At 38.5% G+C, this 14,577-nt stretch carries 14 protein-coding genes; 6 read left to right on the forward strand and 8 right to left on the reverse strand.

The window, feature by feature from the left end; all coding sequences use genetic code 11:
• Positions 1 to 33: 33 nt before the first annotated feature.
• Together H0S58_RS01530 and serA are read right to left on the reverse strand one after the other, a co-directional pair.
• A complete protein-coding gene (locus tag H0S58_RS01530; RefSeq protein ID WP_195726955.1) occupies positions 34 to 915 on the reverse strand; it encodes an EamA family transporter in 882 nt (293 codons plus the stop codon).
• Between the two features lie 114 nt (positions 916 to 1,029).
• Positions 1,030 to 2,262, reverse strand: coding sequence for a phosphoglycerate dehydrogenase (gene serA / locus H0S58_RS01535; protein WP_092718682.1), 1,233 nt, complete (start codon positions 2,260 to 2,262; stop codon positions 1,030 to 1,032).
• Positions 2,263 to 2,726: 464 nt separating this feature from the next.
• Here serA and H0S58_RS01540 point away from each other — a divergent pair, with 464 nt between their 5' ends.
• The 3 genes from H0S58_RS01540 (at position 2,727) to H0S58_RS01550 (ending at position 6,464) form a co-directional block, all read left to right on the forward strand.
• Positions 2,727 to 4,136 (forward strand): FAD-binding oxidoreductase, encoded by a 1,410-nt coding sequence (locus H0S58_RS01540; protein WP_092718679.1) that lies wholly within the window; start codon positions 2,727 to 2,729, stop codon positions 4,134 to 4,136.
• Between the two features lie 111 nt (positions 4,137 to 4,247).
• Positions 4,248 to 4,622 (forward strand): hypothetical protein, encoded by a 375-nt coding sequence (locus H0S58_RS01545; RefSeq protein ID WP_053579459.1) that lies wholly within the window; start codon positions 4,248 to 4,250, stop codon positions 4,620 to 4,622.
• Between the two features lie 612 nt (positions 4,623 to 5,234).
• Positions 5,235 to 6,464, forward strand: a complete 1,230-nt coding sequence (locus H0S58_RS01550; RefSeq protein ID WP_195726956.1) for an MFS transporter — start codon at positions 5,235 to 5,237, stop codon at positions 6,462 to 6,464.
• Between the two features lie 144 nt (positions 6,465 to 6,608).
• Here H0S58_RS01550 and yccS read toward each other — a convergent pair whose 3' ends face one another.
• From yccS to H0S58_RS01570, 4 genes are all read right to left on the reverse strand, one after another.
• On the reverse strand, positions 6,609 to 8,759 hold the full coding sequence (yccS, locus tag H0S58_RS01555; protein WP_195726957.1) for a YccS family putative transporter: 2,151 nt from the start codon (positions 8,757 to 8,759) through the stop codon (positions 6,609 to 6,611).
• A 185-nt stretch (positions 8,760 to 8,944) separates the two neighbouring features.
• On the reverse strand, positions 8,945 to 9,436 hold the full coding sequence (gene sodC / locus H0S58_RS01560) for a superoxide dismutase [Cu-Zn] SodC (RefSeq protein WP_413784414.1): 492 nt from the start codon (positions 9,434 to 9,436) through the stop codon (positions 8,945 to 8,947).
• A gap of 161 nt (positions 9,437 to 9,597) precedes the next feature.
• The gene (locus H0S58_RS01565) at positions 9,598 to 10,731 is read right to left on the reverse strand and encodes an AI-2E family transporter (protein WP_193889763.1); all 1,134 of its coding nucleotides are present in this window, start codon (positions 10,729 to 10,731) and stop codon (positions 9,598 to 9,600) included.
• 136 nt (positions 10,732 to 10,867) lie between these two features.
• Positions 10,868 to 11,512, reverse strand: coding sequence for a ParA family protein (locus tag H0S58_RS01570; protein WP_053579463.1), 645 nt, complete (start codon positions 11,510 to 11,512; stop codon positions 10,868 to 10,870).
• Between the two features lie 123 nt (positions 11,513 to 11,635).
• Here H0S58_RS01570 and H0S58_RS01575 point away from each other — a divergent pair, with 123 nt between their 5' ends.
• Positions 11,636 to 12,103, forward strand: coding sequence for a Holliday junction resolvase-like protein (locus H0S58_RS01575; protein WP_053579464.1), 468 nt, complete (start codon positions 11,636 to 11,638; stop codon positions 12,101 to 12,103).
• 77 nt (positions 12,104 to 12,180) lie between these two features.
• On the opposite strand, the gene H0S58_RS01580 is transcribed toward H0S58_RS01575, so the two are convergent.
• Positions 12,181 to 12,843 carry a class I SAM-dependent methyltransferase gene (locus H0S58_RS01580; RefSeq protein WP_193889544.1) on the reverse strand — a complete coding sequence of 221 codons (663 nt, stop codon included), beginning with the start codon at positions 12,841 to 12,843 and terminating at the stop codon, positions 12,181 to 12,183.
• 168 nt (positions 12,844 to 13,011) lie between these two features.
• Between H0S58_RS01580 and H0S58_RS01585 the strand changes: the two genes are divergently transcribed.
• Together H0S58_RS01585 and H0S58_RS01590 are read left to right on the forward strand one after the other, a co-directional pair.
• Positions 13,012 to 13,572: a hypothetical protein gene (locus H0S58_RS01585; RefSeq protein WP_193889546.1), complete on the forward strand. Its 561-nt coding sequence runs from the start codon at positions 13,012 to 13,014 to the stop codon at positions 13,570 to 13,572.
• Positions 13,573 to 13,620: 48 nt separating this feature from the next.
• Entirely contained in the window at positions 13,621 to 14,037 is a 417-nt protein-coding gene (locus H0S58_RS01590) for a protease inhibitor I42 family protein (protein WP_092718662.1), read from the forward strand.
• Positions 14,038 to 14,111: 74 nt separating this feature from the next.
• Here H0S58_RS01590 and H0S58_RS01595 read toward each other — a convergent pair whose 3' ends face one another.
• Positions 14,112 to 14,444: a HopJ type III effector protein gene (locus H0S58_RS01595; protein WP_053579468.1), complete on the reverse strand. Its 333-nt coding sequence runs from the start codon at positions 14,442 to 14,444 to the stop codon at positions 14,112 to 14,114.
• Positions 14,445 to 14,577: the final 133 nt, after the last annotated feature.

Here is a 14,577-nt window from a genome sequence, read left to right on the forward strand (position 1 = left end):
TAGGTGTATCGCTTTTTTGATAAAATCCTGCAGTCATTTTTTATCGCTTTTGTTCTTGGCTTGTTGTGTGGTGTAGGTGCAGCCCATAGAGGCACAAATAATTGTCGCAAGTGCAAGCCATTGATTCCATAACAACTGTTCACCTAAAAATATAAAACCAGAAAGTGCTGCAATCGCAGGTTCTATACTCATCAGTGTGCCGAAACTGAGTGGTGTTAAATGACGTAATGCAATCATTTCTAAAGTAAAAGGTAACGCACTGGCCAGTACTGCCAAAGCAATAAAATAAATGAAATTGGACGGCTCAAATACTGCAATCGAAAAACCTGAAAATAAGGCGACTGGCATTAAACACAACATACCAATAAACATTCCCAAACAGACCGTATGATTGCCTGAAATACCTGAAGGTTTTTGTCCAGAAACAATATAAATCGCCCAGCATGCGCCAGCACCAAGTGCAAAACCAATTCCAATGAGGTCTAAATCTTCCGATACTTGATCAAAAGGAAACAATAAAATGAGCCCTAGAATCGCCAATCCAACCCATACAAAATCAAATTTTTGCCGTGCATAATATAATGCTACGCTGAGTGGACCAACAAACTCAAAAGACACTGCTATACCCAGCGGTAGTCGATCAATTGATAAGTAAAACAGCGCATTCATTCCTGCTAAAGCAAAGCCATAGCTGATAATGGCTTGCCATTTCACCTGTCTAAAATTGATTTGCCAGATTTTAAAAATCAGTGCCAAAATGAGCGCACCGAACAAAAGACGCATGGCTGCAACAGTCAAAATAGGGAAATCATGAAATAAAATTTTGGCCAGTGAACCACTACTTTGCACACTAATCATCGCAATGATTAATAAAACCAATGCTTGAACATAAGGCGTATTTTTAAAAGAGGACATGTATACATTAAACTAAATTAGATTCGATGACGCGAAGCGTGGTAGATCAGCCATAAAACGATCAAAATAAAAAAACCACAGCTTTAAAGCTGTGGTTTGATATGCTCAGTTCAATTAGAACAATACACGAACGCGAATTGTACCTTCAACCTCTTGCAGTGTATCTAAGGCTTCTTTAGATGTGGTCGCATCAACATCCATGACCAAGTAACCTACATCGCCTTTGGTCATCAAAGATTGACCTGAAATGTTGATACCATGCTCAGCAAAGAGGTTATTGATTTTAGACAATACACCTGGAATGTTTTTATGAATATGAAGTAAACGATGTTTACCTTCAGTCAACGGTAATGCAATTTCAGGGAAGTTCACTGCAGATAAAGTCATGCCTTTATCAGAATAGGCGACAAATTTCTCTGCCACTTCTGAACCAATATTGGCTTGTGCTTCCATTGTTGAACCGCCAACGTGTGGTGTTAAAATCACGTTGTCTAAACCGCGTAGTGGAGATACAAATTCTTCACCATTGGCTTTCGGTTCTTTCGGGAATACGTCAACCGCAGCGCCTGCAATATGGCCCGATTTAATCGCATCTGCTAAATCTTCAATCAAGACGCATGTACCACGTGCAGCATTAATGAAAATTGAACCTTCTTTCATTTGGGCAAATTGGTCTTTGCCAAAGAAGTTGCGGGTAGATGGCAGGTCAGGTACGTGTAGAGAAACTACGTCAGCATTTGCCAACAATTCAGCCATAGTACCGACTTGGCGTGCATTACCCATTGGAAGCTTAGTGACAGCATCATAATAAATCACATGCATGCCCAAGCTTTCAGCAAGAACTGAAAGTTGTGAACCAATTGAGCCGTAACCGACAATTCCTAAAGTTTTACCACGTGTTTCAAACGAACCGACAGCAGATTTGTTCCAACCACCGCGATGCGTAGAAGCAGATTTCGCAGGCACACCGCGAAGTAAAAGAATCGCTTCAGCAAGCACAAGTTCAGCCACTGAACGTGTATTTGAATAGGGTGCATTAAAAACAGGAATACCGCGAATCATGGCAGCATTCAAGTTTACTTGGTTGGTCCCAATACAGAAACAGCCAACAGCAATCAGCTTGTTCGCTGCTGCAAAGACTTCTTCAGTCAACTGGGTGCGCGAACGAATACCGATAAAGTGGGCATCTTTTACCGCTTCTTGCAACGCTTCACCTTCAAGCGCAGTTTTACGGGAATCGATGTTGGTATATCCAGCAGCATTTAAGATGTCGATCGCGTTTTGGTGAACGCCTTCTAACAACAAGAAACGAATTTTATCTTTTGGAAGTGAAAGATGTTGGCTCATTACGGCTCCGCTACAAAGGCCAAATTTAGTTGCGGTATCATAGCATAGAGCATTGGAATATAGATATTTCGATTAAATTTACAACAATGGAATTATTTATAAACTTTCATCAATTTATTTATTTTTACGAAGTCGACAGATGTAGAAGAGACCTAATGCTATATTTTTGAAGATGAATTGTTGGATAAGTAAAAATAGGATGAAATTTAATAACTTTCCTGACTCAACAAGGCAGGTCTTATATACAATTTGTGGTGATGCTATCTCTAAACCAAGCTTTATCCCACAGCCGCTTACATGTAAAATAAAACATCATGTAGCGGTCAAACTTAAAACACTAAATTTTGGGTTTTCCGTACATTGTTCTAACTTGGACATTTTGCCAATCTTTTTTAAAAAGTCTTGGTAAAGACAGTACAATCGTCCGAAAACCACTTGTTTACTTCTTGCTAGGTCTGCAAACGATGAATGCTCCAGTCGCTTTAACACCTGAGTTACTCAACCAATTGACAGTAATTGTTGGTGAAAACCGTATTAAAACTGATGGCGATAGCCTCGAAAATTGGGGGCGCGATCATACCAAGCATTTTGATCCTAACCCGTCAGTCATCGTTTTTCCGTCCAGTACAGAACAAGTGCAAGAAATTGTTAAACTTGCCAATCAATTTGATGTTGCAATTACACCTTCAGGTGGTCGTACAGGTTTATCTGCCGGTGCGGTTGCAGCACATGGTGAAATTGTGATCAGTATGGATAAAATGAACCAGATTCTGGCGTTTTTTCCTGCTGACCGAATGGTACGTGTGCAAGCGGGCGTTGTGACGGAACAATTGCAAAATTATGCGACTGACCAAGGCATGTACTATCCCGTTGATTTTGCATCATCAGGGTCTTCGCAAATTGGCGGCAATATTGGTACCAATGCAGGCGGGATTAAAGTTATTAAATATGGTATGACACGTAATTGGGTGTTGGGTTTAACCGTGGTCACGGGTAAAGGTGATGTGCTGCGTTTGAATAAGGGCATGGTTAAAAATGCCACGGGTTATGCGTTGCAGCATTTGTTTATTGGTGGCGAAGGTACTTTAGGTTTAGTCACAGAAGCAGAAATTAAACTGGAACGTCAACCACATGATCTGCAAGTGATGGTATTGGGTATTCCTGATTTTGATTCGATCATGCCTGTCTTACATGCATTCCAAAACAAAATTGATTTAACTGCATTTGAATTCTTTGGTGAATTGGCCATGCAGAAAGTGTTGGACCATGGTCATGTACAGCGTCCATTTGAAACTCCATGTCCTTTTTATGTATTGCTCGAGTTTGAAGCGCCGTATGAGCCAATTATGGACGCTGCGATGGAAATTTTCGAGCATTGCATGGAACAAGGTTGGGTACATGATGGTGTTATGAGCCAAAATCTTGATCAAGTGCATAACTTGTGGCGTTTACGTGAAGATATTTCAGAATCTATTGCACCTTTTACACCTTATAAAAATGACATTTCAGTACTAATTACGCATGTTCCTGCATTTATTAAAGAAATTGATGCCATTGTTGAAGCGAATTATCCTGATTTTGAAATTTGCTGGTTCGGTCATATTGGTGATGGTAACTTACACTTAAATATCTTGAAACCTGCCGACTTAAGTAAAGATGAATTCTTTGCTAAATGTCAGGTGGTAAATAAATATGTGTTTGAAACCGTTAAAAAATATGATGGCTCAATTTCTGCTGAACATGGTGTGGGTATGACCAAAAAGCCGTATCTTGAATATTCACGTACTGCACAAGAAATTGAATATATGAAAGCCTTGAAAAAAGTATTCGATCCAAATGGAATTATGAATCCAGGCAAATTATTCGATTTATAAATTGAAGGCACATTAGAACTACAGAGTATCTATAGTGTAAACAAACAAGGCATTGCATCATAAATGTAATGCCTTTTTTATTCTCAGATTTTATAGGCTGGAGATTTATTTATGTTACGTTTAATGTCAGCCACTATACTCAGTTTAGGCTTGTTGTCAGGTTGTGCAAGTACAGAAAAATTAATGAAAAAAGTCAATATAGGGTCATCTGATACACCATTGCAACAAGTGTTCAAAGCGCATCCAGATTTGAAAAAATCATCATCTAATATTGATATTCGACAGGTATTTAATCGCGTTGAATCGCCAACGGCTGCACAAGTGATTGTGACACAAACAGGATTAATGGATGATTCGGTACGTGCAATTCGAACTGTATACAGCTTTAAAAATATTAAACAGGATTGGGCGCTGCAAAATACCCAGAAAAGTTACCAATGTGCACGTGGTAAAAATAAGGCTTTTCAAACTGCGTTGTGCCCATAAGCAAAATTTGAGTTTTGCTTGAAAGTAAAATCAGATAGTTATCTTCGTAATGATTTATCAGTGTAATGCTGATCAGTGAAGTTGTTGCATATCTTTTTTGAATGGAACTACACTTATTTCCATAAAATTATTGCCATAAAATGGCAAAAGACTTTATGTATATTAAAGAGTGGATCAAATTGAAAAATGCCAGTTAATTGCTTAACTGACTGGCATTGATTGGTGGGGAAATTTTATTCTTAATGTTCATTGCATTTTTGAATAAACTGATCCTATTTAAAGTTCTGAATAATTCATCAGTGGACTTTGACAGAAAAAAATGTGAATCAAGTACTTCAATGTTAGCCAAATCCTAACATTAAATTAATACAAGCCATTTTATAAGTCTGCTAAAATATAGTTTATTCATCCAGTGAATTGACTGGCTATATCCTTATTGTTCTCATGCCAAATTATTTTTTGATACACCTTGTGAAAACGGTGTTTTAAGAGTTATTACTCAATCCATTTCTAAAATTTAATTTAAAAACTCAATGCTTGTCATTGGGCTGACGCTTATCTCCCTGAAAATAGTGCCTCGCCTGACCAGCTTAAAATGATATGTAGAAAATAATGCAAAAAGTTAAAACCGCCACCTTAAGCCGTGCCACGCTCATGTTTCCATTGGCATTGGTCCTGTTTGAATTTTCCGTCTATATCGGTAACGACTTAGTCCAACCCGCCATGCTTGCCATTACTCAAGACTTTGGTGTGAGCAGTTCTTGGGCACCATCTTCTATGTCATTTTATTTGTTGGGTGGGGCATGTGTGGCATGGTTACTTGGGCCATTGTCTGACCGTTTAGGACGAAAAAAAGTATTATTGGCAGGCGTTTTGTTCTTTGTCCTGTGTTGCTTACTAATTTTACTGACGCACAATATTGAAAGCTTTTTAGCCTTGCGTTTTTTACAAGGCATCGGCTTAAGCGTGATTTCTGCCGTGGGTTATGCCGCCATTCAAGAAACCTTTGAAGAACGTGATGCCATTAAAGTGATGGCATTGATGGCAAACGTGTCATTGCTTGCACCTTTGCTTGGGCCAGTACTGGGTGCATTTATGATTGACCATGTGTCATGGCATTGGGGTTTTATTGGAATTGCGTTATTGGCATTTTTAAGTTGGTTTGGTTTAAAAGCCAAAATGCCAGAAACAAAGGTGAGTATTCCGAAAAAACCTTTTGCTTATATTTGGGATGATTTTAAGCAGGTCTATCAAAATAAACGCTTTTTAGCGATGACTGTAGCTTTGCCTATGGTCGCCATGCCCTTGATGCTCTGGATTGCGCTTTCACCCGTGATATTGGTGGAAGAACTCGGTTTTAGCAGTATGCAATATGGCTTAGCACAGTTTCCAGTATTGGGTGGCTTGATCTTGGGAAATATCGTGCTGCTTAAAATTATTGATAAACTGGCTTTAGGGAAGTCAATTTTAATGGGTTTGCCCATTATGTTCTTCGGCACCTGTCTATTAATGCTTGGTATGATTTGGCAGGATTATCTGCTTTGGTGCTTAATTATCGGCATGACATTGATTAGTTTTGGCGAAGGCATCAGTTTTTCAGTGTTGTATCGCTTTGCTCTGATGTCATCGGAAGTGTCTAAGGGAACGGTGGCGGCTGCGGTATCTATGTTGATGATGTTTAGCTTTTTCATCATTATTGAATTGGTCCGTGTGCTCTATGAACATTACCATTTATGGGCATATACGTTTGCGTGTTTTATTTTAATTGCGCTATGGTTTAGTTTTCCGCGTGCCATGCTGAAAAAAATTCTAGCTGAGCGCGTTGAACAAGGACAATTTTAGACTGTATAGATTTTTCTTTTAAATTGCTCTCTACGAATAATGAATAGATTTTCCTTTCCCACACCTATCGATCTAGTGGTAGGGAAAGGAAATACTGCTCTTCATAAGCGAAGAAAAAAGAGTGGACGAACCAAAAGTGCCACATTATTTAATGTCCTGAGCCAATAAAGCTGTTTTTAAATTCATTAATTCAGGTAAAGTTTCTAACAAAAGACTGATCTGTTTTAAGATTAATAATAAATGATCAGATAAGTGATCTTGTTCGCTGATGAGTTTAATCTCATGTAATTTCTGCTGAATATCCTGTGGTTCTAAAGATTTTTGCTGTAACAGGAGTGTAAATAATGCATTTTTACACCACAGCATTAAATCAAGCACTTGAATATCTTGAACGTATTCACGATGACTGCCTAAAGCTGATACATAGCTGAGTTGGCTATGGCTATAAACCAAATAGCGAAAGGCCGAATGGATCAATTGCTGATTCGGATTCGGTTCAGTACTTAAACTCGAAATCATGCTCGACAGTTCAACTTGTGCATTATGTGCCGAACGCCGTGCTCTGCGATAATCAATACTGTTATTTTTACCTTGCTGATATTGTTTCACCACAGCATCAAAATAATCTAATGTGGCTTGATTACTTTTTTTGATGGTTTCTGAAATATTCCGAAAATCCCAATCTGGCCAAATAAAACTGACTGCACACCAAGCAATAAAACAGCCCAAAAGGGTATCAATTAAACGGGGTAAAAGAATGGCATAGCCTGCACCCTTTAAATTGAAAATCAATAACACCATTAAGGTTGCCATCAACGTCGCCATGGCATATTTTTGCGAACGTAAATAGAAAAAGGCGACCCCAAAAATAATCGTTAGAAATAATTTTCCTTCAATACTGGGAACAAAATATAAAATTGGGATACCTAAAATCACCCCCAATACCGTACCTAAAGTACGAAGTTTTAAACGCGTTTTAGTCGCGAAATAACTGATTTGGCAGACAAACAAACTGGTCAGTAAAATCCAGTAGCCATGCTGGGCAAAAGGAAGCAATGAAAAGGCATAGCCCACTGCAAAGACAAAAGCGATCCGAACAGCATGACGAAATAATGCTGATTTTGGCGTCAAATGTTGTTTCAACTTAAGCCATAAATCGGCCAAGTCATGAATATCATCATCGAGTAAATTGATGTTGTCTGGGTGCTGCATATAATTTTGTCGATAATTACTTTGCGCATCACTTAAATGAAGTAATTGTTCCTGAATATTTTTTAAGTTTCGTAAAATCAGCAGTAGGTTTTTAATTTCTAAATTGTGTGGGTTTTCTTGCATCCATAAGTGAATCGAATGTTCGAAATGAGCAATTGCAATATCGGTATCTGGATTGGATTGATAAGGTTGATGGTGCAGAATATTTTGGGCCAAAGTCTGGCAGGAACTGGCATGCAGTCGAACATTTTTTTGAATACGAAAAATCAGGTCGGTACGGCTAAAATTTTGATGAATAGCTTCGTAATGTAAATAATTAGAGGTGGCCTGTTCATGAATGTCTTGTGCCAAAAAATACAGGTTCAGCCAATAAATAGTATTTTTATTGGCCCGTGATGCTTTTAAGCGAGTGAGTAATGAGGCTTTGGTGATATTTAGGCTATGGACAACTTGGCTATTTTGTAGCGAGAGTTCATAAAGTAAAGATTCTATATTATCGGTATTATCAGGATCAAATAGCCGAGCTTTGGCAAAGAGAAAGGCAGCCAGTGTCTCAAAATTAGCTGCTAATTTATCTTGTAATGCTTGAGTCGGCTTCAGCAGGTAAAAAAGAATAGAACTGAAACCATACCAAATAGCGCCTAAAACAAAATAGCTAGGTTGTTGATACCAGTGAGGGTATTCACCTAAACCAAACAGTGTATAAATAGACAATAAAATGGTGCCAAAAGAAATAGTCGCATAACGCTGCCCCAATGCGCCCATTAAAATAAAAAAGCCACTAGAGAGTGACAAATAGAGGATAAACAGTAATTTATATGGAAGGAGGAATTCAAGAATACTGCTGACGCTAAAAAACAGAATACAGACGTAAATCAAATTGCGTAGACGAATACTTAAGCGGTCATCAAAGTCAGTCAGAGCCGCAGCTATTGTACCTAAGGTCACGGGTACAATTAAATTTTCATGACCTAAAAACAATAAGCCTAAAGTTGTCCCTGTAAAAACAATAAAAATTTGTAAACAGTAAATAAGAATAGAATTTGATTTAAAGCCTTGAAAGAGGTCTTTTAGATGATTCACAGTTTTTTCTGAATGAAGAATATTTTTAAATATAGACTGAGCATTTTTAGCAGAGATGTCAATGAATACTCCGTTCATTTCAAAATAAAACAGCAGGTCTGGAGCCTGCTGTTTTAATTGAATTGTGGATAAGTTGGATGTTACCCACAATCAAGATTGTTTCATCCAACAATTTAATCAAACCATTAAATTACACCACAAGCAATGCGCTCACCACCACCACCTAAAGGTTTAGGTTGATCGGCATAGTTATCGCCACCCGCATGTACCATCACTGCTAGACCCTGAATATCAGCTACTTTCAAGCGTGGTGCAACTAAATTTTGCTTGGCATTTCCTTGAGCATCGACATTCAATACGGGTAAATCACCTAAATGACCTTGTAAAGGAGTTCCATGATGTGGTGATTGGTTCGGGTTAAAATGACCACCTGCTGCCAACGCTGCCCCCATTTTTCCATCTTTTTCCGCAGGTTCGCATGAGCCTTTTTCATGAATGTGAAAACCATGTGGGCCAGGCGGTAGTTTAGATAAATCGGTATGAATGACGAGTCCTGCAGGACTTTCCTTGAATTGAATGGTACCAATTTCTGCTCCAACACCTGTCGCTGAAACTGTGTGTACGGAGACCTTTTCTGCAGATGAGGATGACATCGGCAAATTGGCACATCCCACCATGGTAATACCGGCGGTTGCGCATACGGTGCTGAGTTTAAGGAATGAAGACCACATTAAATTGCATCCTTTTCTTTATCATATGATTTTCACCATTCAAACAAAGTGAGTCATGCAATTCAATATAAATTAAGTAGTTGAATGTATTAGTTTCTTAACACACTTTATTTATTTCCATCTGGATCTAAATTTTTCTCGTCGGTTTCTAGATCATAAGCCATGGTGGTTTTAGGCAACATGAGTGGGTCAAATTCATTGGTTTCATGTAACCATTCACGCCAAATAGCCAACAACACCGCCAAGATGACGGGGCCAATAAATAAACCGACCAGACCAAAACTGGCAATACCGCCCAATACACCAAACATAATCAGTAAGAATGGAATTTGTGTAGCGCCAGAAATCACCAAAGGACGAATCACGTTGTCTGAAGTGCTGACAATACATACGCCCCAAGCCATAACGCCAATCGCTTCCACGGTTTGTCCTTGAGAAAAGAGCCACAAGGCAACTGAACCGTAGGCCAGCGGCGTACCAAAAGGAATGAGCGCCAGCAGAAAAGTCACGATGGTCAACACCATGGGATTAGGTACGCCTGCAACTAAATAACTTAATCCTGCCAAGACAGCTTGTGCAACTGCTGTTAGACCAACACCATAAACCACAGCACGGGTCGTTTCAGAGATAGTATCTAAATAATGATGGATCCGTGGACCAATCACCATTTCCAAGGCTTTACTGACTTGATTTAAAATGGTTTGACCATCGCGGTAGAAAAAGAACAGGGACATCACGGCAAAACAAAGCTTGATAATGTTTTTTCCAATTTCATTTAATACAAAACGACCATAATTTAAATGGCTTTGAATCCAGATAGATACCGTTTGCACAATACTATTTGGATCGGTATTGATGTCATGTAAAGTGCGGGTAATTTCTTTACCAATAAATGGCAATTGTCGAATAAAATCTGGAACATTTAAGTGACCAGAAAAAACTTGCTTCTGTAATTCGTAATATAAACTTCGACCTTCATGTTGCAACATGAAAATACCAAAGGTTAATGGAATACCAATCAACAGAATGATCAGGCTAATCATCAGTGTTGCGCTTAAAGTAGCACGCGAACCACACTTTCGATAAATCCACTGATAGCATGGCCACGTCATGTAGGCAATAATGGCGGCCCAAAGTACAGGCACAATGAAATATTTGAGTACATTGAAACTTAAAAAGAGAAGGACAAAAAACAGTCCAAACAATAAAACTTTTTGTAATGTTGGCGCGTATTGTTGCACTGCATTCACTGAATTATGTCGAAGGTCAAACCATCTTAACTGAAAAAAAAGCTCACGAAAATGGAAGCAGGGTAAGTTGTAGTGAATAATGAATCAACACATTGGATTTATTCACTACACTACTTAGCTGATGAAATTAAAACCACTTTGCTGGATCTTCGATAATACTGTTTAAAACGGGTTGCCATTGCTGTTGAATCAGCAAATAATTTTTTTGGGTTTTATCAAATACGGTTAAACCTTGCATGGCCAATTGACCATACGCCGTTCTTTCAGAAATCCAAGCCACTGGTTGCTGATCGATTTTGCTAAAAAATTCCTGAATCTCTTTAGCACTGGCGCTGTTAGATTTAACGCGGTTCGCAAGCAGTAAAATTTGAACTTTACCTTTACGAATGCGTTTTATATCTTGTAAATGTTTCAAAAAGCGACGTGTACTATCAATGTCAAAAAATGAGGGTTGTAAAGGTGTAATAATCGCGTGTGCTTCACTAATTAACTGTTCTGCCTGTTCACCAGACAAAGCGCCAGGTGCATCAATAATTAGATATTCTATATTTTTTGGCACATCTCCAATGGATTTTTCATGTCGCCAGTCAAGACTTTGAATCGGTGCAACATGATCTGGACGCTGTTTAAGCCATTGTAAGGTCGATTTTTGATTGTCGGCATCGGCCAGTGCAACGCGATATCCTTTGTGTGCTAAAGCGGCAGCAAGATTAATTGCTGTAATGGTTTTTCCGCATCCACCTTTCTGATTGGCAATTAAGATTGTTTTCATGGCCCTAACGATTTTATTCTGCTCAGACCTAGCATATCATTGTTTAATGCGATGAATATGACACGTGACCAAAGTCTTGCAAGATAAATCTGTCGCAGCTTTTTTTTGATTTAGGAAAAAATAATGTCCATTTGGATGGCAATGTTAATTGGTGCAGGACTAGGTGTGATTTTGACCACGCTGATTCTGAGTAATACCCGTAATGGACGGATCAAAGCAGAATATGAACAATATATTGCAGAATTGGAACTTGAGCACCAGCAAGCGCTCATCCATGCTCAAAAACGCAGTGTCAATACCAGCCGTGCCGTCCTGAAGGGTAAAATGGCTGAGCAAATGGCGCCGATTATGCCTGAATTTCAATATCTTCCGAGTGATGCTAAATTTTTAGGTGATCCTGTGGATTACGTGGTTTTTGATGGGTATACCGACCTACGCGATGGTCAAGGCCGAGCAGAAGATATAGAAGTCGTACTGATTGATATTAAAAGTGGGGGGGCACGCTTAACCAAAGGACAGCAGGCGATTGCCAAAGCAATTGCTAACGGTCGAGTTCGTTTTGAAACCATCCGTATTGATTTTGATGATTAAATGAAGGTTGAGCTTATCGGTATGGCTGAAGATTTTCCGTTCATCCTGCAATTTTATAGTGATTAAATGACTGATGATTATTGAGTTACAGTTGATGATTTGATAGCTGATTGGGTTGGTCTCTTTTGCGCTCGAGCAAAAAACATACGTTGTGCCAATTTAGGAATACCCGTTGCATCAAAATAGTGTTGTTCTTTAAAGCTAAAATTCGCTTGTAGTAAGGCTTGTTCTATATCACGGTTCAAATGACAACCATCTGCAAGTCTTTTATGAATTGGAGTCATTATATTTTGTAAATAATGCAACGCCAGATTGTCTTGATATTCAACATGTTCAAGCACATGCAAAATGCCATTTGGTTTTAAGACACGATGTAATTCATTTAACGCCAGTGCTAAATGATCAACACTGCATAGAGTCCATGTACTGACAATATGGTCAAAACTAGCATCGGCAAAAGGTAGTTTTTCAGCACGAGCTTGTACATGTTGAAGCTGTAAAGCACTTTCATGCACACGTTGTGCGGCTAATTGATATATTTCTGCGCTAGGCTCAAGCGCATATAAGGTTTCAATATTTTGATAAAAAGGTAGATTGATGCCTGTGCCAAAACCAATTTCTAGAACTTGCCCCGAAACTGGTAATAAAAGTTCTCTGCGTTGATCCATTAGACTTGGAATTTGCATAACTTGATTCAGTACATGCGGAAAAATATGCTGTTGATAAAATTGGTAAATCATTGAAAGCTCAATATTTCCGATCATTTGTTAAGTGTAGGGAATAATAACAAGAAGCAAGAAGACAAAAAAATGACTAAATCGCTCTATATTGTTACCAAGCCTGTGATGTTATTTAATCTATTTTGTTTAAAATAAAAAATGTAAATAGAAAAATGGCAAGACGTAAAAATGATTAAACCTTTTATATTCAGTATTTTATTAGCAACCTTAATGGTGCAAGTCAGTGCAAGTGCATCTGTGGATCATAATATTTCAAAGGGTTTGGCGCCGCTTGCCAAAGATCAATCCATTAAAATGCTTCAACCTTTTAAAGGCGATTTTCGGATTTTAGGTTCTAAAATTTATCACAATGATGAGCAAGCCAAGTTTTCTCCGATCGATTATGCGGTGAGTTGGGGATTATTTGCTGAACCTGAAATTGCTCGACATATTTCTGTGAATCAATATGACCGTTACTTAAACTGGAAAATGGATCGTTTACCTGTGCCTAAAGAACAAGCCATGCAAATGGTGTCAAATATGCACATTATCCCTGCCAACCCAAACATTGCTAAACAAATTAAGAATGTAAAACGTGGTGATCTAGTACGTTTAAAGGGTGAATTGGTTGAAATTAAAGATAAAGATTTAGTCTGGACGTCATCTCTTACACCTACCGATACTGGTGATGGTGCTTGTGAATTATTTAGGGTCAGCTCAATTGAGTGGATTGAAAAAGTAAAAGGCTAATTATTTAAAAAACTATCTAAACTTATCTTACTAAAACATGAGTCCATAATGAAAGCTTTAGCAATATGTTGCGCTGTACTCTCTGGATTATGGTTAGCGGGATGTAGCAGTATGAGTCCAACTGTGGATGGAAAAACCCATGTCTATTCTCTTAAGCAACAATGCCCCAATTTACTCGAAATGAATGTCGGACAAACCTTAATGTTCACTGTTCCAGAAAACCCCTCTACGGGCTATATTTGGCAAGTGGTCAAGCCACTGCAGATTTTTAAAGTAGATGAAATTTATCAGCAGGATCAAGTCAAAAGCCAAAAACCTATACTTGGAGCTGGAGGCGAAAAGCTATTCCGTTTTACTGCCTTAAAACCGGGTGAAGAATTAATTCGTGTCAAACATGCACGGTCTTGGGAGAAAAATGCGCTTGAAGAATGGTCGTGTAGAGTAAGAGTTTCATCGTTTTTATGAATGATTGAGCGGGTAAAAAAAACATCCCTTTTGATATTCGAGAGGGATGTTTTGATCGAACTATTTAAAATGACTTATTTTGCCGTTAATGCCTGACCTTCAAATTGAATGCCATCCCAACCATTTTGCATAAACTGGCGAATATTTTGGTGATCAGTGGCATCAGGAGTAGCAACCACAGCAGCATAATGTTCAGCGAACAAACTCAATGTTTGTGCTTGATCTAAATGATTCAGTTGAGCAAAAGAAAATACTTTGGCGCTCCCTTGATTTTCATTAGCAGCATTGCTGTGTTGCCCATTTTTAAATGCAGTCGCGGTATGATGATAACGTGCTTCAATATAAGCAATGACATCGGTAAATTTAACTTCATTTGCTTTCAGTTGTTGTAATAAATTCTGAGCCATATTGTCCTCAATTAAATCGTGAATTTAAAGCCAAGACTATCACAGTTTTTGTGAATTTTATTGCGCATCATGGCTGAGTAAACACCGTCCGTTCATGCAAAATTAAAGCATTATGGTTTATCATCCGCTGAAT

This window comes from Acinetobacter sp. TTH0-4 (assembly GCF_015602665.1).
GTDB classification, from domain to species: Bacteria; Pseudomonadota; Gammaproteobacteria; order Pseudomonadales; family Moraxellaceae; genus Acinetobacter; species Acinetobacter albensis.

Bases quoted from the DNA above. Each gene is read 5' to 3' on its own strand.
- H0S58_RS01550 (WP_195726956.1), top strand. From the start codon at position 5,235: ATGCAAAAAGTTAAAACCGCCACCTTAAGCCGTGCCACGCTCATGTTT.
- H0S58_RS01530 (WP_195726955.1), bottom strand. From the start codon at position 915: ATGTCCTCTTTTAAAAATACGCCTTATGTTCAAGCATTGGTTTTATTA.
- H0S58_RS01585 (WP_193889546.1), top strand. From the start codon at position 13,012: ATGATTAAACCTTTTATATTCAGTATTTTATTAGCAACCTTAATGGTG.
- H0S58_RS01580 (WP_193889544.1), bottom strand. From the start codon at position 12,843: ATGATTTACCAATTTTATCAACAGCATATTTTTCCGCATGTACTGAAT.
- serA (WP_092718682.1), bottom strand. From the start codon at position 2,262: ATGAGCCAACATCTTTCACTTCCAAAAGATAAAATTCGTTTCTTGTTG.
- H0S58_RS01570 (WP_053579463.1), bottom strand. From the start codon at position 11,512: ATGAAAACAATCTTAATTGCCAATCAGAAAGGTGGATGCGGAAAAACC.
- H0S58_RS01545 (WP_053579459.1), top strand. From the start codon at position 4,248: ATGTTACGTTTAATGTCAGCCACTATACTCAGTTTAGGCTTGTTGTCA.
- sodC (WP_413784414.1), bottom strand. From the start codon at position 9,436: ATGGTGGGATGTGCCAATTTGCCGATGTCATCCTCATCTGCAGAAAAG.
- H0S58_RS01590 (WP_092718662.1), top strand. From the start codon at position 13,621: ATGAAAGCTTTAGCAATATGTTGCGCTGTACTCTCTGGATTATGGTTA.
- H0S58_RS01540 (WP_092718679.1), top strand. From the start codon at position 2,727: ATGAATGCTCCAGTCGCTTTAACACCTGAGTTACTCAACCAATTGACA.
- H0S58_RS01575 (WP_053579464.1), top strand. From the start codon at position 11,636: ATGTCCATTTGGATGGCAATGTTAATTGGTGCAGGACTAGGTGTGATT.
- H0S58_RS01595 (WP_053579468.1), bottom strand. From the start codon at position 14,444: ATGGCTCAGAATTTATTACAACAACTGAAAGCAAATGAAGTTAAATTT.